The organism is Cupriavidus sp. 05L411 (assembly GCF_056398045.1).
Genome location: NZ_JBFTOQ010000017.1, coordinates 84,320 through 104,250, shown reverse-complemented (window position 1 = coordinate 104,250; position 19,931 = coordinate 84,320). Strand labels below are relative to the sequence as shown.

Genomic DNA, 19,931 nt, shown 5'->3' with positions numbered 1-19,931 from the left:
TATGAACAAGAATCTGATGATCGGCGCTGGCTTTGTGGTGGTCCTGGCCGGCGGTATCTGGGGCGGGAAGTACTGGGCCCAGTCCCAACAGCCTGAACAGGCACAACAGGCACAACAGGCGGAGCAAGCCGGCAAGGCCGGCATGGCCGCGCCCTACGCCAAGCCCGAGGCGGCGAAACCGCGCAACGTGCCGTCGCTGCTGACGCTGCCCGAAGGCGGCTTCGACCCGAACGCGGTCAAGTCCGCGGTGTTCAGCGCGCAAGCGGTGACGGTCGACACGCCCACGCCCGGCAAGCTGGCCTACAACGTGCAGCAGGCCAAGCTGGCCTCGGCCCGCGTGGCCGGCCGCGTTGAGCGCATCCTGGTGTTCGAGGGGGCCGTGGTGCATGCCGGCCAGCCGCTGGCCGAGCTGTACTCGCCCGAGTACATCTCCGCGCAGAACGAATTCCTGCTCTCGCATAACGCCTTCAAGACGCTCAACAACAGCGACCTGAAGGAACTGGTGGACGATGCCCGCCTGACCATGCAGTCGTCCGAGAACAAGCTGCGCGTGCTGGGCGCGACCACCGAGGACATCGCCCGCATCCGCGAGCGCGGCGTGGCCTCCGACACGCTGACCATCCGCGCGCCGATCGGCGGCACCATCGTCAAGCGCGACATGGACCCCGGCTCCTACCTCAATGTCGGCGACTCGCTGATGAGCATCATCGACACCCGCTCGATCTGGTTCACCGGCAACCTGTACGAGAACGACATCAAGAACGTGCGCCTGGGCCAGGTCATCGAGATCGAGACCCCGGCCTACCCGGGCCGGCACTACCGCGGGCGCGTCAGCTTTATCGCGCCCAATGTCGACGCCGATACGCACACCCTGCAAGTGCGCTGCGATGTGCCCAACCCGGATGGCACGCTCAAGCCGGAGATGTACGCCACCGCGCGCATCGTCACCGGCAGCGCGCAGGCGCTGGTGGTCCCGCAATCGGCCATCGTCAAGGACCAGGGCAAGCTCTACCTGATGACGCAACCGGACGACAAGCACATCGAGCGCGTGACCGTGCAGGGCACGCCACGCAGCGACGGTACCTTCCAGGTCACCGAAGGCGTGCCGGCCGGCGCGTCGGTGCGGGTGGTGACGCAGGGCGGCATGCTGCTCAACGAAATGCTGCTCAAGCAGGAGGCCTGAGATGGTCTTCTCGCCAATCAAGAGCATCCTCAAGCGGCGCCTGGTGATTGTCTTCCTGGCCGTTGGCCTGCTGGCGGCCGGCGTGCTGAGCTTCCTGCAGCTGCCGCTGCAGGCGTACCCAGGCGTGGCGCCGGTCACGGTGCAGGCCATTACGCAGTGGCCTGGCCGCAGCACGGTGGAGGTCGAGCAGCAGATCACGATTCCGGTGGAGAACGCGCTGGCCAGCGTGCCGGACGTGCAGTCCTTCCGCTCGGTCTCGCTGTTCGGGCTGTCTGTTGTGACCGTCAAGTTCAAGGAGGGCGTGGATAACTTCAAGGCCCGCCAGAACTTTGTCACCTACCTGTCGCAAGCCAACCTGCCGCCGGGCGTGCAGCCCAACCTGTCGCCGGACGGCGACGCCACCGGCGAAATCCTGCGCTACCGGATCGACGCCGACGGCATCGACGTGACCACGCTGAAGACCTACCAGGACTACAACGTCTACAAGGAGATCAAGCACGTCCCGGGCGTGGCCGATATCACGGCCTTTGGCGGCAAGGTCAAGCAATACCAGATCGTGCCGACGCCCGAGAAGCTGCAGGCCTATGGGCTCTCGCTCAAGCAGGTGGTGGATGCGGTGTCGAATGCCAACGCCAACACCGGCGGCGGCCTGATGAAGGCCGGCGAGCAGCAGTTCGTGGTACGCGGCGTGGGCCTGCTGCAAACGCTCGACGACATCCGCAACGTCACCGTGTCGGTGTCCAACGGCGTGCCGGTGCGGGTGCGCGATATCGCCGAGGTGCGGGTGGGCAACACGCCGCGCCTGGGCATGGTGCAGTTCGACCAGCACGACGATATCGTCGAAGGCATCGTGCTGATGAAGCGCGACGAGAACGCCACCGAGGTGCTGGCGCGGGTGCGCGACAAGATCGCCGACATCAACCAGAACGTGCTGCCCAAGGGTATCCAGGTCAAGACGTTCTATGACCGCCAGAACCTGCTCGACATCACCATGGGTACCGTCGAGCATGCGCTGTTCGTCGGCATCTCGCTGGTGCTGATCGTGCTGTTCATCTTCCTCGGCAGCTTCCGCGCCGCGGCGGTGGTGGCGGCGGTGATCCCGCTGGCGCTGTGCGTGTCGTTCATCAACATGGCCCACTTCAAGGTGCCGGCCAACCTGATCTCGCTAGGGGCGATCGACTTCGGGCTGATCGTGGATGCGGCGGTGATCGTGATGGAGAACATCATGCGCCACCTGGAGGAGGGCGAGACCAACGTGGAGGATGGCATCGTCAAGGCCACCAGCGAGGTCCAGCGCGCCATGATCTTCTCCACCGGCATCATCATCGTGGCCTACTCGCCGCTGTTCTTCATGGGCGGGGTAGAAGGCATCATCTTCAAGCCGATGGCCTTCACCATGGGCTTCGCGCTGCTGGCCTCGATCGTGCTGGCGCTGACCTTCGTGCCGGCGGTGACGTCCTTTGTGTTCCGCGGCTCGCTGCGGCCGCACTCGCCGAAATTCATCGCGGTGATCCTGCGCGCCTACAAGCCGCTGCTGCGCAAGCTGCTGAAGAAGCCCGGCCTGGTGTTCCTGGCCGCGTTCATCGGCCTGGCCGGCACGCTATACAGCTCGCGCTACCTCGGCACCGAGTTCCTGCCCACGCTGGAGGAGAACAACCTGTGGCTGCGCATCACGCTGCCCAACACCGTGGATCTCGACTACTCGGCTTCCGTCGCACGCGACCTGCGCGGCTTCTTCCGCCAGCAGCCCGAGGTGAAAACCGTGTCGGTGCAGATTGGCCGCCCTGACGACGGCACCGACTCCACCGGCGTGTTCAACCAGGAGTACGCGCTGTACTTCAAGCCCCCGGCCGACTGGCCCAAGGGTGCGACCAAGCAGCAGGTGGTGGAACGTCTGTCCAAGCACCTGGATCGTATCCCGGGCATCGAGTACAACTTCTCGCAGTACATCCAGGACAACGTCAACGAGGCGCTGTCCGGGGTCAAGGGCGAGAACTCGGTGAAGATCTACGGCTCCGACCTGGTGACGCTGCAGGACAAGGCCAAGGAGGTCGAGTCCATCCTGAAGAAGGTGCCGGGCCTGGCTGACGTTGGCATCTTCAAGGAACTCGGCCAGCCCACCCTGAACATCACGGTGGACCGCGAAAAGAGCGCGCGCTTCGGCATGAATGTGAGCGACATCCAGTCCGCCGTGCAGTTTGCGATTGGCGGCGACGCGGTCACCAACATCCTGGAAGGCGAGAAGACCTTCGGGCTGTCGGTGCGGCTCAACGACCAGGCGCGCAACAACCCGGATGTCATCAACCGCTTGCTGGTGGATACGCCGGATGGCCAGCGCATTCCGCTGTCGATGGTGGCCAAGGTGGAGGCGACCGATGGGCCGTTCTTCGTCTATCGCGAGACCGGCAAGCGCTATATCGCCATCAAGTTCGGCGTGCGCGGACGGGATCTTGGCAGCGCGGTGGCCGAGGCGCAGGACAAGGTAGGCAAGGCGGTGACGCTGCCGGCAGGCTACAGCATCTTCTGGGATGGCCAGTTCAACCAGATGAAGATCGCGCAGAAGAAGCTGGCGGTGATCGTGCCGCTGACCATCCTGGTGATCTTCCTGCTGCTGTACAGCACCTTCGGCAACTTCAAGGATGCGCTGATGGTGGTGCTGAACGTGCCGTTCGCGGCCATCGGTGGCTTGCTGGCGCTGCATATCGCGGGAGAGACCTTATCGATCTCGGCGGGCATCGGCTTCTTGTCGCTGTTCGGCATCGCGATCCAGGACGGGGTGATCCTGATCTCCTACGTCAACCGCCTGGCGCAGTCCGAAGACTTGCATGAAGCCGTGGTCGAGGGCGCGGCGCTGCGCCTGCGCCCGGTGGTGATGACGGCCATGCTGGCGGGCCTGGGGCTGTTGCCGGCGGCGCTGTCGCACGGCATCGGCTCGGAGGCGCAACGGCCGCTGGCGCTGGTGATCGTGGGCGGCATGGTGACCACCACGCTGCTGACGCTGCTGGTGCTGCCGGTGGTGTTCTCCTGGGTCAACCGCCATCGCGGGCGCAAGGGCGGCCCGGACGCGGCCTCGCTGACGCCGGCAGAAGGTATTTGAGCCGGAATCTGAAACGGAATCTGAACCTGAACCAACCAGTGGCCGGCACGCCCGGGGCGGACCGGCCACGCAACGGGAGTCCATCATGAGCATGCGAAAAAATGCACCGGCGGCACTGCTCGCCATCCTGCTTTGCGCCGGCGTCGGGGTTGCCGGCGCCGCGTCGCCGAAGTCGTCGGCCAGCGGCAAGGGGCAGTCGGCGCAGTCAGGGCAATCCGCCAAGCAGTCCAGCCGGAACTCGGTGCTGCCGTCCAACGTGCGGAAATAACCGGCCGGCGCGCCTCAGGCGCCGATAGGCATCAAGCCTTGGTTCCCATCGGCGCCTGCCTCGAACACATCGCGCAACCACTGCACAAACACACGCACCCGCATTGATAGCTGGCGGTTCTGCGAATACAGCACCGACACCGGCATCGGCGGCGGCGGCAGGTCCGCCAGCACGACCTGCAAGCGGCCCTCCCGCAACTCTCCCGCCACCCGATAGCGCGGCACCTGGACCAGCCCCAGCCCGGCCACCGCTGCGCCGGTATAGAGATCGGCGCCGGTGACCGAAATGGCAGCCGCCAGTTGCACGGCCGTCACGCGGCCAGCTACCGTGAATTCCAGCGGCACCGGCTTGCCGGTGCTGCTGGAGATGTAGTGGACCGCGCGGTGCGCCGTCAATGCATCAAGATCCGCCGGTTCGCCATGGCGGGCCAGGTAGGCGGGGCTGGCCACGGTCACCTGCTCCAGCAGCGCAACCCGGCGCCCCACCATCGACGAATCCTGCAGGTTGCCCGCGCGCAGCACGCAATCGATTCCCTCGCGCACCAGGTCGACCAGCCGGTCGTCCTCGCCGATATGGATTTCCAGCTCGGGATAGAGCGCCAGGAAATCCGGCAGCGCCGGCACCACGAAATGCCGGGCCAGCGTCCCCTGCAGGTTCACGCGCAGCAGGCCCTTGGGCGCGGTATCCCGGAATGACCCCTCCGCTTCTTCCAGGTCGGCTATCAGGCGCACGCAGCGCCGGTAGTGCGCTTCGCCGTCGTGCGTCAGGCGCACCGTGCGGGTGGTGCGCTCCAGCAGCCGGGCCCCGAGCCGCTGTTCCATGCGCTTGATCAGGTTGGTGATGGTGGCGCGCGGGATCTGGAGATCCTCGGAGGCCTGGGTAAAGCTCTGGCGCTCGGCGATGCGCACGAAGGCCTGCATTTCCTGGAATCGGTCCATGCGTAGCTGAACGGGGCCTGCGTGGGCAATGAAAGACCCTGGGGCGCCCTATTGTTAATGTAAACGGAGCAATGATATCAAAATACCACTAATTATCTTTGCACAGGAATGGTCCATGATCCGTTTCACCAACCCACCACCTGAAAGGAAACGAATCATGAACACCACCACCCCCACCCAAGTCGCCATCGTCACGGGCGCATCCCGCGGCATCGGTGCCGCCATTGCCAGGCGCCTGGCGCAGGACGGTTTCGCCGTCGCCATCAACTACGCGGCCGGCGCGGCCCAGGCCGATACCCTCGTGGCCGAGTTGAAGGCCGCTGGCGCGTCGGCCATCGCGGTACAGGCCGATGTGTCCAAGGCCGACGATGTGCGCCGCCTGTTCGAGATCACCGAGCAGCAACTGGGCAAGGTGAACGTGCTGGTCAACAACGCTGGCGTACTCAAGACGGTGCCGCTGGCCGACACCAGCGACGCGCTCTATGACCAGATCTTCAACATCAACGTGCGCGGCACCTTCAACACCCTGCGCGAAGCCGCCGCGCGGCTTGCCGACGGCGGGCGCATCGTCAATGTCTCCAGCACCACGCTGGCGCTGAACATGCCCGGCTATGCCGTCTACAACGCCACCAAGGCAGCGGTGGAGGCGTTCACGCACGTGTTCGCCAAGGAACTGCGCGGCCGCAACATCACGGTCAATGCGGTGGCCCCCGGCCCGATCGCTACCTCGCTGTTCCTCGACGGCAAGACCGAAGAACAGATCCAGGCCTTCGCCAAGATGCCCCCGCTGCAACGCCTGGGCCAGCCGGAAGACATCGCGTGCGTCGTCGCCTTCCTCGCCGGCGCCGATGCCGGCTGGGTCAACGGCCAGATCCTGCGCGCCAACGGCGGCGTGGCCTGAGCGCTTGCGCGGCACGGCATCTGGACGCGGGCTACCGCTACTACGCCAAGATCTTCGGCAATGCGCCGGCCGGCGCACGCACAAAGGCCCGGGCCGCTGCCTACAATGGAGACAATAAAAACAATGACGGCGACCATCGGGCAATCGATCATGACCCCCCATCTGGCTTTGACGCATTCCACCCGCTCGGTGGCGCCTCGCGCTCACGTGCTGGCCACCCTGCTAGCCTGCGGCCTGCTGCTCGCGCACGCTGCGCCGGCCCAAGCGCAGGCATCGGCAGCATCGGCGCCGGCGGCCGCCCCCGGCGCCGCCTTCTCCGCCGGCACGCCCGGCGGCCCGTTGCCGCCCGGGTGGAAGAACCTGCCGGTGGCGCACGGCAAGGCGTCGACCCACTACAGCCTGGTGGCGCAGGACCACGCCACGGTGCTGGAAGCCGACGCGGCCGCCTCCGCCTCCGCGCTGATGCACAAAGGCAACAACCTGGACCTGGAGGCCACCCCGCAGGTCAGCTGGCGCTGGAAGGTGGAACACCCGATCGATGCAGCCGACAACAGCGTCGCCGCCAAGGAAGACGCGCCGGCGCGCCTGGTGTTCATGTTCGATGGAGATACGGACAAGCTATCGCTGGGCGAGCGCACCGCCATCAAGCTGGCCAAGACGCTGGCGGGCGAGGAACTGCCCTATGCCACGCTGATGTACATCTGGTCCGACACCGCGCCGGTCGGCACGGTCATCGACAACCCCCACACCTCGCGGGTCAAGATGATCGTGGTGTCAGGCGGGCCCGACGCCGCCGGCAAGTGGCTCACGCTGAGCCGCAACGTGGAGCAGGACTTCGAGCATGCCTTCAAGGAAAAGCCCGGCAAGCTGACCGCCTACGGCCTGCTCACCGATACCGACAACACGGGCGGGAACGCGCGGGCCTGGTATGGGGATATCCGGTTCGGGGCGGCGAAGTAGTGAAAGCGAAGGCCACCGCGTCAGGTCCACCTTGGCCCTCGCCGACGTCACTTCGCCATAATGTCTTCAGCAAGTCGGCTCAAGTGCAGCGCGCGAAATCGGCATCCTCACCAACGCCCGGCGTGCTCGCAAGTACTTCGGCCAAACTACTTCGCGTCGTTTGTCTCAGCGCCTGAATGAGAATCTCGCGGTGTTCCGCCTCTTCGCTTCGCCCATTTGCAGCAGCCCGCTCGCGCAGTTTGCGCACCAGCAATTCGTCAACACCGCGAACCACAAGTTCGGCCATGCTCATATCCCCCTGATGCGTTGGCAAAACCATAGCCGATCTTGCCCAGCACACATCCTGCCAGGGTAGCGGGAGGAGATAGTTGAGTGGCCAGCCCTAGACCCGGCTGTCATGATATCGACGTTGCAATCGACACGCGACTGCGTGAACGGCGTCCGGCAGGCCTCAGCCTGCCAAAAACCCGCAAACCGCCTGCGCAAACCCCTCCGGCTGCTCCCAGTTCGACAAGTGGGCCCCGTCCAGCTCCACGTAGCGCGCCCCGGCAATCCCTTGCGCCACTTCGCGGCCTTGCGCCGGCGTCGTGGCCAGGTCGTGCGTGCCGGCAATCACCAGCACCGGGCAGGAGATGCGCGGCAGCTGCGCGCGCAGGTCGGCGTCGCGCACGGCGGCGCAGTTGGCCGTGTAGCCTTCGGGCGATGCGTCCAGCAGCATCTGGCGCACCGGCGCGATGCGCGCGGCGTTGCCAGCCAGCCAGGCGGCGCTGAACCAGCGCGCCAGCACCGCATCGACGATGGCGGCCATGCCCTGGCTGCGCACCGTCTGGATGCGCGTGTCCCAGCCGCTGGCCGGGCCGATGAGGGCGGCGGTATTGGCCAGCACGAAGCGGTCGAAACGCTCGGGGTGATTGGCCGCCAGCCACATGCCGGTCATGCCGCCCATCGACAGCCCGCAAAAATGCGCGCGCTGGATGCCGGCGTGATCCATGATGGCCAGCACGTCCTGGCCGAGTTCGGCAAACCCGAACGGCGCCGCAGCCGGGGACGGCAGGCCGGAGCCGCCGTGGCCGCGCGTGTCGTAGCGCAGCACGCGAAAGCGCGACACCAGGCTATCCATCTGCGGCGCCCACATCTGCATGTCGGTGCCCAGCGAGTTGGACATGACCAGCACGGGCGCGTGGGGTGCCCCCTCGATCTCGTAATGCAGCGCGATGCCTTGATGCAATGCAGTGGCCATGGCGTTCTCAGTCCGCGCGGATGCCGCGTTCGCGGATCAGCTTGCCCCATTTATCGGTTTCGGCAGCGAGGTGCTTGCCCAGCTGCGCGGGCGTGCTGCCGATCGGCTCGGCGCCGATGGCGGCCAAGCGGGTACGCACCGACGGCTTGGCCAGCGCGTCCACCATGGCCTGGTTCAGGCGTGCGACCACGGCGGGCGGCGTCTTGGCCGGGACGAAGGCGGCAAACCATGGCGACAGGTCATAGCCCTTGACGCCGGCTTCGGCCAGGGTCGGCACGTTCGGCAGCGTCGACGAGCGCTTGGCGGTGGTCACCGCGATGGCCGTGAGCTTGCCGGAGTCGATATGCGGCTTGGCCGAGGTGATGCTGTCGAACATATAGTCGACCTGGCCGCCCAGCAGGTCCGTCATGGCCGGGCCGCTGCCCTTGTAGGGCACGTGGAGCATCTTGACACCGGTGAGCGAGGTGAACAGTTCGCCGGCCAGGTGAATCGAGGTGCCGTTGCCGGCGGAGGCATAGGTGTACTTGTCCGGCGTGGCGCGCGCCGCGGCGATCAGGTCGGGCACCGTGGCGGGCAGCTTCTTGGCCTTGCTGGTGACCAGCACGTTAGGCACCACCGCCAGGAGCGAGACCGGCGCGAAATCCTTGACCGGGTCGTAGCTGAGGCGGCCGTACAGCGCGGGGTTCACCGCCATGCCGTTGGCGACGATGATCAGCGTGTAGCCGTCCGCGGGCGAGCGCGCCACCATCTCGGCGCCGATATTGCCGCCGGCGCCGGGGCGGTTTTCCACCACGATGGACTGGCCCAGGCTCCTCGACATTTCCTCGCCCAGCGTGCGGGCGATATTGTCCATCGCGCCGCCCGCGGGGAATGGCACGACCCAGCGGATCGGGTGATCGGGATAGGTGTCGGCGTGGGCGGCGGACGGCAGCACGGCCAGGGTGGCCAGCGCACAGGCGCAGGCGGCCCACGCGCGCAGGAATGGCAAGCGCATCAGAGTCTCCTCCAAATGGATTCGGAGTTGCTGTTGGTGTTGGAACGCGGCCATCGGGGGCCGCGGCGGTATTTCGGGGTAACGGCGAGCCGGCGGCTTACTTGATCGACGACGGGTGCTTGGCCAGCGGCGTGACATGGATTTCCATGTACGGGAACAGCGGCAGGCTGGAGAGCATGGTGTGCAGTTCGTCGTTGGACTCGGCATCGAACACGCTGTAGTTGGCGTACTCGCCCACCACGCGCCACAGATGCGGCCACTTGCCCTGGCGCTGCAGGTCCTGCGAGTACGCCTTCTCGCGCGCCTTGATCTCGTCGGCCAGCGCGGCCGGCATGTCCGCGGGCATCTTTACGTCCATTCTCACCAGAAACAACATGCTTGAATCCTCGGTCTATGTTTGCTTGGGCAGCGCCTCAGGCGGCGCGGCGGTAATGGGCCAGCTTGTCTTCGTCCAGCGTCAGGCCAAGCCCCGGGCCAACCGGCAGGTGCAAGGCAAAGTCACGGTACTCGGGGCGCGCCGTCACCACATCATCCTTGAGAAGCAGCGGGCCGAACAGCTCGGTGCCCCAGGCCAGCCGCGGCAGCGTGGCAAAGCCGTGGGCAGCGGCGATGGTGCCCACGCTGCCTTCCAGCATGGTGCCGCCGTACAGCGCGATGCCGGCCGCGTCGCCTACCGCCGCTGTGCGCAGCATCTCGAAGATGCCGCCGGACTTGGAGATCTTCAGCGCAAACACGTCCGCGCCCGCAATGCGCGCCAGTTCCATCGCATCCTCGGGACCGCACACGGCCTCATCGGCCATCACCGGCACCACGAAGCGCGCCGCCAGCCGGGCCAGCGCGCCACGCTGCTCGCGCGGCACGGGCTGCTCGACGAGATCGATGCCGGCGGCTTCCAGCATGGCGATGCCGGTGGCGGCATCGGCTTCGTTCCAGGCCTGGTTGACGTCCACGGTCACGCGGGCACGGTCGCCCAGCGCGCGCTTGATGGCGGACACGTGGGCCACGTCATCGCGCACGCTGCGACGGCCGATCTTGAGCTTGAAGGTGTTGTGGCGGCGCTCGGCCAGCAGGGTTTCGGCTTCTTCGATATCGCGGCCGGTGTCTCCGCTGGCGAGCGTCCACAGGCAGGCCAGGTTCGGCCGCACCGCGCCGCCCAGCAACTCGGACAGGGGCAGGCCCAGGCGCTTGCCCTGCGCATCGAGCAGCGCGGACTCCAGCGCCGACTTGGCGAAGCGATTTCCCCGCGCCACCGAAGCCAGGCGCTGCATGGCCGCGTGGATATTGCACGCGTCGATGCCGGCCAATGCAGGCGCCAGGTAGGTATCGATGGTCAGCTTGATGCCCTCGGGGCTTTCGTCGCCGTAGCTCAGGCCGCCGATGGTGGTGGCTTCGCCAATCCCCTCGATGCCGTCGCTGCAACGCAGCCGCACGATCACCAGGGTCTGGCGTTGCATGGTGGTCATGGCAAGCTGGTGCGCCCGGATGGTGGGCAGGTCGACCAGGATGGCTTCGACGGAGGTGACGGTTGCTTTCATGCTGGGTGTCTGCCAAGTATGGAATACGTTGAGAAGCAGTATGTGGCTTGACATCCAGGGTGTCCAAGACCGAGTATGTCCCGATCAATACCTTTAAAGTATGAAAGGACGGGGTCATGGAGCTACGTCACCTGCGTTATTTCCAGGCCGTTGCGGCCGAACTCAACTTCACCCGCGCGGCTGAGCGCCTGCATATCGCCCAGCCGCCGCTGTCGCGCCAGATCCGCCAGCTGGAGGACGAAATCGGCACCGTGCTGCTGGACCGTTCCTCGCGCGCGGTGCGGCTGACCGAGGCCGGCCGCTTCCTGCTGGAGCAATCGCTGCAGCTCAACCAGCGCATCGACGAGATCGTGGAAGGCACGCGGCGCATCGGCCGCAACGAAAAGCGCTGGTTCGGCATCGGCTTCGTGCCATCGGTGCTCTATGGCTTCCTGCCGGAACTGATCCGGCTGGTGCGGGGCTCCGATGCGGCGCTGGAGGTGGGCTTGTCGGAGCTGACCACCGTACAGCAGATGGAAGCGCTGAAAGCCGGGCGCATCGATATCGGCTTCGGCCGCATCGTGCTGGACGACCCCGCCATCACCCGCACGGTGGTCATGGCCGAAACGCTGGTGGCCGCCGTGCCCAGCGGCCATCCGGCGCTTAAGGGCCCGCCCATGACGCCGGCGCAGCTGGCGGCCCACCCCTTCGTGCTCTACCCGGCGCGGCCCCGCCCCAGCTACGCCGACCACGTGCTGGCGCTGTTCCGCACGCAGGGCCTGCAGTTGCGCGTGGCGCAGGAGGCCAACGAGCTGCAGACCGCCATCGGCCTCGTGGCGGCGGGGCTTGGGATCTGCCTGGTGCCGGCATCGGTGCAGCGCCTGCACCGCGACGACGTGGCCTACGTGCCGATTGACGCACCCGGCTTTACCTCGCCAGTGATGATGAGCTATCGCAGCGACGACAGCTCGGCGCTACTGGCCGAGGTGGTCAGGCGCGTCGGCGAACTGGCCGGGACACCGCCATCGGCCTGAAATCCCGCACCGGCCATGAGAAAACCCGGCGGCATCCCATGAATGGGTGATGCGCGAAGGCCGCTCGGTTTGTAGAGTGCCCTTATAAAAAGGATACGGGGAAATCGTGCCATCGATGCACTCAGGGTCACTATCGGGCCACGCCGCGCCACGGCCAGGCGGCCTGCTCATTGCGCTGCTAAAAGCGTGCGGGGACACGCTGCGCATGGTCTGGCGCGGCGAGCAAGGTGAGGTAGCACTCACCTTGCTCCAACCGCCCACGGCGCGCAACGCCACCTCCGCCCTGGCGCCGGACTGCGCCTTGCGCCTGCAACTCACCTACGCCGACACGCCGCTGACGCCCGGTGTGCCCCGGGTCACCGCCACCGCCGCGGTGCTGCGGGGCGACGGCACCGACATTACCGCCTCTGTGCCCCCGTCCGCATGGACCTGGCGCCAGGCTTCCGGCCTGTCGATGCGGGCCGGCTACGGCGCGGTCACGGTCGATACCGAGGGCCAGGGGCATGCCGTGTGCGTTTGCCCGCAGGGTGCCAGCGTGTCGGTCTCCGGCACCAGCCGCGCGGCCTGCCAGACGATGGCATCGGGGGTGGAAGTGACCGTTTTGCTAGCCAGCGGCGAGCGGTTGAGCCAACGCTTCCAACTGGGCCTGGCCGGGCTGGAATAAGCCGGGCAAGCCCGGACGGGACAAGAACGCGGACAGCCCATCGGCGGTTGCCGGCCACCCCGCCAGTCAGCCGCCAGTCACCCCTTGAGGTACATGTTCAGCCGCTTGGCGGCGTTGCGAAGGTGGGTTTCCGCCGCCTCCGCCGCCCGCTCGGGATCGCCCGCCAYGATCGCGTCGTAGATGGTCTTGTGCTCTTCCTGCACGGCCTCGACCATGTCCGCGTGATGGCTCTTGGTATTGCTCCTCGCCTGCCGGATCACGCGCCGCGCGCCGTGCTCCAGGTGTTCGCTCAAGGCCTGGAAGTGCGGGTTGTGCGTCGCCTCGACAATGGCCTGGTGAAAGGCGAAGTCCTCTTCATCGCCCAACCTGTCGTTGGCGATCTCATACTCCATGCCGATCAGCGCGCGCCGGATCCGCTTGAGGTCTTCCGGCGTGCGGCGCATGGCCGCGAACCTGGTGGCCGCCACTTCGATCGTCACCAGCAGTTCCATCACCATGGCCAGCGAGTCTTTCTCGTCGATGGCCACATCCTGCATGCGAAACGCCTGGCGCTGGCTGCGCTCGGTCACGAACACACCGCTGCCCGCCTTGGGCGCAACCAGCCCCTCCGACTTGAGCTGCGACAGGGCCTCGCGCACCACCGCGCGGCTGACCGAGAACTGCTCGCACAGCAAGCGCTCGCTGGGCAGGCGGTCGCCCACGGCGAACTCGCCCGCCTGGATCGCCTGGATCAGGCGCCTAGCGATCTCGTCCGGCAGGTGTTTGGGCTCGGGATGGAACATGGTTCCCTCCGGGCGCTGGGTGGGCGGCGGCGCCGCGGCACCGGGCACAGTCTTGTTCAATACGGGCTCCCTGGCGCCAGCCAGCCTCTGGCTGGCGCTCGATTTCAAATTGGTCTTACAGGTCAATGTAGCACGTCTTCGCGTGCATGAAACGTGTGGAATGTACCAGCACGAAGCCGTGCCGGCACCCGTTATCCGTCCGTAATCCAAGCTCTGCAAGGGCATGAGCCCCTCGTTCCGCCACGCGGATACATGTCCGATCGAACTCTCAGTAGAAACCCGCATGGCGCGCAAGTCGCCGTTGACGACCGCCGTTCATCTCCCTATAGTAAACCTGTCAGACCACTTTAAAAGCAGGTCAGACCACTATGGCGGGCCAGTTCGGCGCCCGCCAGATGAATCCAAACAATAGCCAGGAGACACCCATGAGCGGTAGCCGCATTACCCGTCCTTTGTTCGCAGCCGCGGCACTCTCCGTGCTGGCGGGCACGGCATCGGCGGCGCCGGTGAAGATTGCGCTGGTCGAGACGCTGTCCGGCCCGCAGGCATCCACCGGCCTGATGTTCCGCGCAGCGGCGCGCTATGCGATCGACAAGATCAACGCCACCGGCGGCTGGAACGGCGAGCCGCTCCAGCTGGTCGAGTACGACAACCAGGGCGGCCCGGCAGGCGCGGCGGACAAGCTGAAGGCGGCCGTTGCCGATGGCGCCCAGATCGTCATGCAAGGCTCGTCGTCGGCCGTGTCCGGCCAGATCACCGAGGACGTGCGCAAGTTCAACCTGCGCAATCCGGGCAAGGAAATCCTGTTCATGAACGTSGGCGGCGARGCSMTGGARCTGACCGGCSAGAAGTGCCACTTCTACCATTTCAAGTTCGCCACCAATGCGCAGATCCGCGTCAAGGCGCTGGTCGGTGCGATGAAGCCGCTCCATGCGCTGGGCACCCGCGTGTATTCGATCAACCAGAACTACTCCTGGGGCGTCGACATGGAAAAGGCCATCGGCGACTACGCCAGCGCCGGCGGCTACACGGTGGTGGAAAAGACGCTGCATGACGTGAACAAGGTGCAGGACTTCTCGCCTTATGTGGCCAAGATCGCTGCCGCCAAGGCGGACAGCGTGATCACCGGCAACTGGTCCAACGACCTGCTGCTGCTGATGAAGGCCAGCAAGGCGGCCGGCCTGAAGACGCGCTTCGCCACCGTGTTCCTCGACCAGCCGGGCAATATCGGCAACGCCGCCGACGTGGCGCTGGGCCACTATGTTGCGCACCCCTTCAATGCCGAGGCGGGTGGCGCCGACAGTGAGCGCTTCGCCAACGACTTCAAGGCCAGGCAGGGCCATATGCCCGCCTACATCGAGCCACAGACGGTGTTCGCGGTGGAGATGCTGGGCGAGGCGCTGAAAACCGTGAAGCCGGAAGGCGGCAAGCTCAACACCAGCGCACTGGCCAAGGCGCTCGAAACCGCCAAGGTCCGGTCGCCGCTGGGCGAGATGAGCATGCGCGCCGCCGATCACCAGGTGCTGCTGCCGATGGTGGTGTCCGTGGTCGCCAAGGATGCCAGGTTCAAGGTCGACGGCACCGACATGGGCTTCAAGCCGGTCAAGACCTTCTCCGCCGCCGAGGCCGCCACGCCGGCCCAGGCCAGCTGCAAGATGCAGCGCCCCAGCTGATCCCCTGTCCAAGCCACCCTAGCAACATCAGCCACGCTCGCGCCGCTGCGGCGCGGGCGCCGGCAAGTACGGCCATGCGCCAGTTGGCCGCACAGGCTCGTTCCAAGGAAGCCTCATGGAATACCTCGTCGTCTCATTGCTTAACGGCACCATCTACGGCCTGCTGCTGTTCATGGTTTCGGCTGGCCTGACCCTCATCTTCGGCATGATGGGCGTGCTCAACTTTGCCCATGCGTCGTTCTACATGCTGGGCGCCTACTTTGCCTATACGCTGCAAGGCACGATCGGCTTCTGGCCGGCCATCGCGGTTTCGCCGATCCTGGTCGGGCTGGTCGGGGTGGCGGTGGAGCGTTTCTTCCTGCGCCGCGTCCATCACCACGGCCACGCGCACGAACTACTGCTGACCTTTGGCTTGTCTTTCATCATTGCCGAGCTGATCAAGCTGTTCTTCGGCAACTTCCCGGTGGATTACCGCATCCCGGCATCGCTGGACTTCGCGGCCTTCCACCTGGGCGTGTCCTCCTATCCCTTCTATCGCGTATTCATGGGCGGCATCGCCGTGGCCATGTTCGCCGTGATCTACCTGCTGCTCACGCGCACCCGGGTCGGCATCGTGGTGCGCTCGGCGATCTACAAGCCGCGCATGGCCGAGGCGCTGGGCCACAACGTGCCGCTGGTCTTCATGGGTGTGTTCGGCATCGGCGCGGCGCTGGCGGGCCTGGCCGGCGCGGTGGCGGGCGCGTTCTACACCACCAACCCGAACATGGCGCTGGAACTCGGCGTGATGGTCTTCGTCGTGGTGGTAGTGGGCGGCCTGGGCTCGCTGGAGGGCGCCATGCTCGCCTCGCTGCTGATCGGGCTGATCACGTCGTTCTCGGTCGGCATCGATCGCAGCCTGGCCGACCTGCTGGCCTTGGTCGGGGCGAGCGCCTGGGCCGAGCAAGCCGGAGGGCTGATGACCCTGAAACTCTCCAGCCTGGCCGGGACGATCCCGTTCGCGCTGATGCTGTTGATCTTGCTGGTCCGTCCATCAGGCTTGATGGGCGAGAAGGAGTAACCATGACCAACCTCTCCAACACGCAGAAGACCTTGCTGCTGCTCGGCACAGGCGCACTGCTGGCGCTGCCGATGGTGTTGTCGCAATCGCTGGTCAACGCATCCATCCAGATGCTGATCGCGGTGCTGTTCGCGGCCTCGTTCAACCTGCTCAGTGGCCAGGGCGGCATGCTGTCGTTTGGCCATGCGGCGTACTTCGGCATTGGCAGCTTTGCCACCGTGCACGCCATGAACGCCTTCGGCGGCAACGGCCTGCTGCCCACGCCGCTGCTGCCGCTGGCCGGCGGCGCCATGGGCCTGGTCGCCGGCCTGGCCGCCGGCTGGTTCGCCACCAAGCGTACCGGTGTCTACTTCGCCATGATCACGCTGGCGCTGGCCGAACTGCTGCACTCGCTGGCGCCGCACCTGAAGGGCTGGTTCGGCGGCGAGGCGGGCCTGTCCACCATGCGCATGCCGGCGTGGGGCCTCGCCTTCGGCGACAGCAACCAGGTCTACTACCTGACCCTGTTCTGGGTGCTGCTGTCGCTGGCGCTGCTGTACCTGTTCACGCTGACGCCGGTGGGCCGCCTGACCCTGGGCCTGCGCGAGAACGCCAACCGACTGCGCTTTCTCGGCTATGACACGCACCGCCTCGGCGTGCTGGTGTTCGCCGTCTCGGCCATGTTCGCTGGCATCGCTGGCGCGCTGCAGGCACTCAATATGGAAGCGGCCAATTACGTGGTGTTCGAGTCATCCGCCTCCGCGGCGGTGGTGCTCAACAGCTATATCGGCGGCGTGAAGATCTTCCTCGGCCCGGCACTGGGCGCGGCGGTAATGACCTTCTTCGGCTATGCGGTATCCGACCTGACGCGCTCGTGGCTGCTGTACCAGGGCATCGTGTTCGTGCTGGTGATGATGTTCATGCCGACGGGCCTGGCCGGGCTGATCAAGTCCTTCGCCACGCACAGCAAGACCTATGGCCTGCGTGCGCTGCTGCCCATGGCGCTGGCATTCGTCATCGGCACGTTGCTGCTCGCGGGTGGCACGGTGTTCACGGTGGAGATGCTGCAGCGCTTCTTCTCGCAAGACTACCGCTCCATGGCTGCCCTGAATGGCGGTGGCTGGCCCGCGATTGCGCTGTTTGGCCGCGAGTGGGATCCCATCTCGCCGCTGACCTGGCTGGTGCCCGCGGCGCTGCTGGTGGCAGGCATCGCCACGACCCGCCTGGCCAACGGCCGCTGGCTGCGCCTGAAGGACGCCACCCCCGCCATCGACGCGCCCGCTACCGCGGCCACCAACGTCCGGAGGAACCCGGCATGAACACGCAAGCGATGCTCTCCCTGCGCGGACTGCGCAAATCCTTCGGCGACGTCGACATCATCCGTGGCGTGGACCTCGATCTCGTCAGCGGCGAACGCCACGCGCTGATCGGCCCGAACGGCGCCGGCAAGTCCACGCTATTCCACCTGATCTCCGGGCGCCTGCCCCTGACCAAAGGCGAGATCATGCTCAACGGCGAGCCAATCCACGGCCTGTCGCCGCAGAGCATCAACCATCGCGGCCTGGCGCGCTCGTTCCAGATCACCAATATCTTCGCGGGCCTCACGGTTTTCGAGAACCTGCGCCTCGCCGTCATGCGGCGCCACGGCCTGCAATACACGCTGTGGAAATTCGCCCACAAGGTGCGTGCCGTGCGCGACGAGACCCAGCACCTGCTCGAACAGGTGCGCCTGGCCGGGCGCGCACAAGCCATCGCCGGCGAGCTGTCGTATTCGGAGCAGCGCTCGCTGGAGATCGCCATGACGCTGGCCTCGGACCCGAAGGTCATCATGCTCGACGAGCCGATGGCGGGCATGTCGCAGGAGGAAACCGACTACACCGCCGGCCTGATCCGCGAGATCGCGCAGGGCCGCACGCTGCTGATCGTGGAGCACGACATGGACGTGGTGTTCTCGCTCAGCGACCGCATCAGCGTGCTGGTCTACGGCGAGATCGTCGCCACCGGAACGCCCGACGAGATCCGCAACAACGCACGCGTCAAGGAAGCCTATCTGGGCGAGGAGGTCACGGTATGAGCGCGCAGTCCGTACAAGGCGCCGATCCGCTGCTGAGCGTGCAAGGACTGCACGCGCACTACGGCAAGAGCCACATCCTGCACGGCGTGGATTTCCACGTTGGGCGGGCCGAAGTGGTAAGCCTGCTGGGGCGCAACGGCTCGGGCCGCTCCACCACGCTCAAGGCCATCATGGGCCTGGTGCCGCCAAGCGCCGGCCACATCAGGCTGCGCGGACGCGATCTGGCCGGCGCGCAATCGTATGCGATCTGCCGGCGCGGCATTGCCTATGTGCCGGAAGAGCGCGAGGTCTTCGCCAACCTGACCGTGGATGAAAACCTGCGCATGGGCGAGCAGCGCGCCACCGAAGGCGCGCCGCAATGGACCTTCGAGCAGATGTTCGATTACTTCCCGCGCCTGAAGGAGCGCCGCAATACCAAGGCCGGCAGCCTTTCCGGCGGCGAGCAGCAGATGCTGACCATGTGCCGCTCGCTGCTGGGCAACCCCTTGGTGATCCTGATCGACGAGCCCACCGAAGGCCTCGCGCCAAAGATCGTGACGGTGGTCGGCGAGGCCATCCAGGACATTCACCGCCGGGGCGTCTCGGTGGTGCTGGTGGAGCAAAAGCTCGCCATCGCCCTGAAGGTATCGAGCCGCGTCTGCGTGATGGGCCACGGCCGCATCGTCTTTGAAGGCACGCCCGAACAACTCACCTCCAATACCCAACTTCTGAAGGACTGGTTAGCCGTATGAGCACCTCTTTGCCTATTGGATACCCGAACGCGCAGCCCTTTGCGCGCGCCAGCTACCCCGGCCTGGCCGGCAAGGTCGTGCTCAACACCGGCGGCGCCAGCGGCATCGGCCGCGCGATGGCGCACGGCTTTGCCCGGCACGGCGCGCGCCTGATGCTGCTGGACCTGGATGCGCATGGGCTTGCCAGCGCCAAGGCGGAACTGGAAGCGGCTTACCCGGAAGTGCAGGTCGAAGTCGTGAAGGCTTCGATCACCGACCCTGAGGCCGTGGAGCAAGCTTGCGCCGCCACCGAGGCCCGCTTCGGCCGCATCGACATCCTGCTCAATAACGCCGGCATCTCGATGAACAAGCCGTCGCTGGAACTAACGCCCGACGACTGGCGCCGCGCCATCGATATCGACCTCTCCGGCGTGTTCTTCTGCACGCAAGCCGCGGCGCGCCGCATGGTGCGCCAGGGCGGCGGCTCCATCCTGAGCACCGCGTCGATGTGGGGCCTGGCCTCGTCCGCACGGCGCCTGGCGTACTGCGCCGCCAAGGCTGGCGTGGTGTCGCTGACCAAGTCGCTGGCGGCGGAATGGGCTGAGTACAACATCCGCGTGAACGCGGTCTGCCCGGGCTACACCAGCACCGCGCTGATGGAAACGCTGCTGGCCAGCAAGGCCATCGACGGCGAGGCGCTGCTGGCGCGCACGCCGCTGCGCCGCTTTGGCGCGCCGGAGGAGATGGCGGAAGTCGCCCTCTTCCTGGCCTCGGACTCGGCCGCGTTCATCACCGGCCATGCGCTGGTCTCCGATGGCGGCTGGACCGCCGACGGCTTCTGAGCACGCAGTCCCCCAACACGA

20 protein-coding genes are annotated in these 19,931 nt (G+C 66.3%); 13 read left to right on the top strand and 7 right to left on the bottom strand.

Features of this window, described 5'->3' with window-relative positions; genetic code table 11:
• Position 1 precedes the first annotated feature (1 nt).
• From AC1DQR_RS21080 to AC1DQR_RS21070, 3 genes are all read left to right on the top strand, one after another.
• Positions 2 to 1,183 carry an efflux RND transporter periplasmic adaptor subunit gene (locus tag AC1DQR_RS21080; protein WP_416051134.1) on the top strand — a complete coding sequence of 394 codons (1,182 nt, stop codon included), beginning with the start codon at positions 2 to 4 and terminating at the stop codon, positions 1,181 to 1,183.
• Between the two features lies 1 nt (position 1,184).
• Positions 1,185 to 4,280 (top strand): efflux RND transporter permease subunit, encoded by a 3,096-nt coding sequence (locus tag AC1DQR_RS21075; protein WP_416051135.1) that lies wholly within the window; start codon positions 1,185 to 1,187, stop codon positions 4,278 to 4,280.
• An 85-nt stretch (positions 4,281 to 4,365) separates the two neighbouring features.
• On the top strand, positions 4,366 to 4,548 hold the full coding sequence (locus tag AC1DQR_RS21070; protein ID WP_174423480.1) for a hypothetical protein: 183 nt from the start codon (positions 4,366 to 4,368) through the stop codon (positions 4,546 to 4,548).
• A gap of 14 nt (positions 4,549 to 4,562) precedes the next feature.
• Here the strand turns inward: AC1DQR_RS21070 and AC1DQR_RS21065 are convergent, their stop codons facing one another.
• Positions 4,563 to 5,486, bottom strand: a complete 924-nt coding sequence (locus tag AC1DQR_RS21065) for a LysR family transcriptional regulator (RefSeq protein WP_416051136.1) — start codon at positions 5,484 to 5,486, stop codon at positions 4,563 to 4,565.
• A 157-nt stretch (positions 5,487 to 5,643) separates the two neighbouring features.
• Between AC1DQR_RS21065 and AC1DQR_RS21060 the strand changes: the two genes are divergently transcribed.
• Positions 5,644 to 6,387 carry an SDR family oxidoreductase gene (locus AC1DQR_RS21060; protein ID WP_477133730.1) on the top strand — a complete coding sequence of 248 codons (744 nt, stop codon included), beginning with the start codon at positions 5,644 to 5,646 and terminating at the stop codon, positions 6,385 to 6,387.
• Positions 6,388 to 6,510: 123 nt separating this feature from the next.
• Positions 6,511 to 7,347 carry a DUF3047 domain-containing protein gene (locus AC1DQR_RS21055; protein ID WP_416051140.1) on the top strand — a complete coding sequence of 279 codons (837 nt, stop codon included), beginning with the start codon at positions 6,511 to 6,513 and terminating at the stop codon, positions 7,345 to 7,347.
• 79 nt (positions 7,348 to 7,426) lie between these two features.
• Here AC1DQR_RS21055 and AC1DQR_RS21050 read toward each other — a convergent pair whose 3' ends face one another.
• The 5 genes from AC1DQR_RS21050 to AC1DQR_RS21030 all read right to left on the bottom strand — a co-directional run bounded on the left by AC1DQR_RS21050 (position 7,427) and on the right by AC1DQR_RS21030 (position 11,116).
• On the bottom strand, positions 7,427 to 7,633 hold the full coding sequence (locus AC1DQR_RS21050) for a FitA-like ribbon-helix-helix domain-containing protein (RefSeq protein ID WP_416051141.1): 207 nt from the start codon (positions 7,631 to 7,633) through the stop codon (positions 7,427 to 7,429).
• A 165-nt stretch (positions 7,634 to 7,798) separates the two neighbouring features.
• Positions 7,799 to 8,587, bottom strand: coding sequence for a 3-oxoadipate enol-lactonase (gene pcaD / locus AC1DQR_RS21045; protein WP_416051142.1), 789 nt, complete (start codon positions 8,585 to 8,587; stop codon positions 7,799 to 7,801).
• A 7-nt stretch (positions 8,588 to 8,594) separates the two neighbouring features.
• Positions 8,595 to 9,581 (bottom strand): tripartite tricarboxylate transporter substrate binding protein, encoded by a 987-nt coding sequence (locus tag AC1DQR_RS21040; RefSeq protein WP_477133729.1) that lies wholly within the window; start codon positions 9,579 to 9,581, stop codon positions 8,595 to 8,597.
• A gap of 97 nt (positions 9,582 to 9,678) precedes the next feature.
• Positions 9,679 to 9,957: a muconolactone Delta-isomerase gene (gene catC / locus AC1DQR_RS21035; protein ID WP_416051144.1), complete on the bottom strand. Its 279-nt coding sequence runs from the start codon at positions 9,955 to 9,957 to the stop codon at positions 9,679 to 9,681.
• 37 nt (positions 9,958 to 9,994) lie between these two features.
• Positions 9,995 to 11,116 (bottom strand): muconate/chloromuconate family cycloisomerase, encoded by a 1,122-nt coding sequence (locus AC1DQR_RS21030; protein WP_043352961.1) that lies wholly within the window; start codon positions 11,114 to 11,116, stop codon positions 9,995 to 9,997.
• Between the two features lie 116 nt (positions 11,117 to 11,232).
• Between AC1DQR_RS21030 and AC1DQR_RS21025 the strand changes: the two genes are divergently transcribed.
• Complete coding sequence (locus AC1DQR_RS21025) at positions 11,233 to 12,129, top strand: LysR family transcriptional regulator (RefSeq protein WP_174423471.1); 897 nt, start codon at positions 11,233 to 11,235, stop codon at positions 12,127 to 12,129.
• Positions 12,130 to 12,235: 106 nt separating this feature from the next.
• Positions 12,236 to 12,793: a hypothetical protein gene (locus AC1DQR_RS21020; RefSeq protein ID WP_416051145.1), complete on the top strand. Its 558-nt coding sequence runs from the start codon at positions 12,236 to 12,238 to the stop codon at positions 12,791 to 12,793.
• Positions 12,794 to 12,870: 77 nt separating this feature from the next.
• On the opposite strand, the gene AC1DQR_RS21015 is transcribed toward AC1DQR_RS21020, so the two are convergent.
• On the bottom strand, positions 12,871 to 13,575 hold the full coding sequence (locus AC1DQR_RS21015; RefSeq protein ID WP_477133747.1) for a FadR/GntR family transcriptional regulator: 705 nt from the start codon (positions 13,573 to 13,575) through the stop codon (positions 12,871 to 12,873).
• A 425-nt stretch (positions 13,576 to 14,000) separates the two neighbouring features.
• Between AC1DQR_RS21015 and AC1DQR_RS21010 the strand changes: the two genes are divergently transcribed.
• The 6 genes from AC1DQR_RS21010 to AC1DQR_RS20985 all read left to right on the top strand — a co-directional run bounded on the left by AC1DQR_RS21010 (position 14,001) and on the right by AC1DQR_RS20985 (position 19,910).
• On the top strand, positions 14,001 to 15,248 hold the full coding sequence (locus AC1DQR_RS21010) for a branched-chain amino acid ABC transporter substrate-binding protein (RefSeq protein ID WP_477133728.1): 1,248 nt from the start codon (positions 14,001 to 14,003) through the stop codon (positions 15,246 to 15,248).
• A 115-nt stretch (positions 15,249 to 15,363) separates the two neighbouring features.
• Positions 15,364 to 16,305 (top strand): branched-chain amino acid ABC transporter permease, encoded by a 942-nt coding sequence (locus AC1DQR_RS21005; RefSeq protein ID WP_477133727.1) that lies wholly within the window; start codon positions 15,364 to 15,366, stop codon positions 16,303 to 16,305.
• A gap of 2 nt (positions 16,306 to 16,307) precedes the next feature.
• Positions 16,308 to 17,603, top strand: coding sequence for a branched-chain amino acid ABC transporter permease (locus AC1DQR_RS21000; protein WP_416051148.1), 1,296 nt, complete (start codon positions 16,308 to 16,310; stop codon positions 17,601 to 17,603).
• Positions 17,600 to 18,358: an ABC transporter ATP-binding protein gene (locus AC1DQR_RS20995; protein ID WP_253932152.1), complete on the top strand. Its 759-nt coding sequence runs from the start codon at positions 17,600 to 17,602 to the stop codon at positions 18,356 to 18,358. The genes AC1DQR_RS21000 and AC1DQR_RS20995 overlap by 4 nt, the downstream gene beginning before the upstream one ends.
• A complete protein-coding gene (locus AC1DQR_RS20990; RefSeq protein WP_253932153.1) occupies positions 18,355 to 19,089 on the top strand; it encodes an ABC transporter ATP-binding protein in 735 nt (244 codons plus the stop codon). Before AC1DQR_RS20995 ends, AC1DQR_RS20990 begins: the two co-directional genes overlap by 4 nt.
• Entirely contained in the window at positions 19,086 to 19,910 is an 825-nt protein-coding gene (locus AC1DQR_RS20985; protein WP_416051149.1) for an SDR family NAD(P)-dependent oxidoreductase, read from the top strand. Before AC1DQR_RS20990 ends, AC1DQR_RS20985 begins: the two co-directional genes overlap by 4 nt.
• Positions 19,911 to 19,931: the final 21 nt, after the last annotated feature.

Excerpts from the sequence above, each read along its gene's own strand:
- AC1DQR_RS21065 (WP_416051136.1), bottom strand. The coding sequence starts at position 5,486 with ATGGACCGATTCCAGGAAATGCAGGCCTTCGTGCGCATCGCCGAGCGC.
- AC1DQR_RS21040 (WP_477133729.1), bottom strand. The coding sequence starts at position 9,581 with ATGCGCTTGCCATTCCTGCGCGCGTGGGCCGCCTGCGCCTGTGCGCTG.
- AC1DQR_RS21055 (WP_416051140.1), top strand. The coding sequence starts at position 6,511 with ATGACGGCGACCATCGGGCAATCGATCATGACCCCCCATCTGGCTTTG.
- AC1DQR_RS21000 (WP_416051148.1), top strand. The coding sequence starts at position 16,308 with ATGACCAACCTCTCCAACACGCAGAAGACCTTGCTGCTGCTCGGCACA.
- AC1DQR_RS20985 (WP_416051149.1), top strand. The coding sequence starts at position 19,086 with ATGAGCACCTCTTTGCCTATTGGATACCCGAACGCGCAGCCCTTTGCG.
- AC1DQR_RS21075 (WP_416051135.1), top strand. The coding sequence starts at position 1,185 with ATGGTCTTCTCGCCAATCAAGAGCATCCTCAAGCGGCGCCTGGTGATT.
- AC1DQR_RS21005 (WP_477133727.1), top strand. The coding sequence starts at position 15,364 with ATGGAATACCTCGTCGTCTCATTGCTTAACGGCACCATCTACGGCCTG.
- pcaD (WP_416051142.1), bottom strand. The coding sequence starts at position 8,587 with ATGGCCACTGCATTGCATCAAGGCATCGCGCTGCATTACGAGATCGAG.
- AC1DQR_RS20990 (WP_253932153.1), top strand. The coding sequence starts at position 18,355 with ATGAGCGCGCAGTCCGTACAAGGCGCCGATCCGCTGCTGAGCGTGCAA.
- AC1DQR_RS20995 (WP_253932152.1), top strand. The coding sequence starts at position 17,600 with ATGAACACGCAAGCGATGCTCTCCCTGCGCGGACTGCGCAAATCCTTC.
- AC1DQR_RS21060 (WP_477133730.1), top strand. The coding sequence starts at position 5,644 with ATGAACACCACCACCCCCACCCAAGTCGCCATCGTCACGGGCGCATCC.
- AC1DQR_RS21070 (WP_174423480.1), top strand. The coding sequence starts at position 4,366 with ATGAGCATGCGAAAAAATGCACCGGCGGCACTGCTCGCCATCCTGCTT.
- AC1DQR_RS21025 (WP_174423471.1), top strand. The coding sequence starts at position 11,233 with ATGGAGCTACGTCACCTGCGTTATTTCCAGGCCGTTGCGGCCGAACTC.
- AC1DQR_RS21030 (WP_043352961.1), bottom strand. The coding sequence starts at position 11,116 with ATGAAAGCAACCGTCACCTCCGTCGAAGCCATCCTGGTCGACCTGCCC.
- AC1DQR_RS21050 (WP_416051141.1), bottom strand. The coding sequence starts at position 7,633 with ATGGCCGAACTTGTGGTTCGCGGTGTTGACGAATTGCTGGTGCGCAAA.
- catC (WP_416051144.1), bottom strand. The coding sequence starts at position 9,957 with ATGTTGTTTCTGGTGAGAATGGACGTAAAGATGCCCGCGGACATGCCG.
- AC1DQR_RS21080 (WP_416051134.1), top strand. The coding sequence starts at position 2 with ATGAACAAGAATCTGATGATCGGCGCTGGCTTTGTGGTGGTCCTGGCC.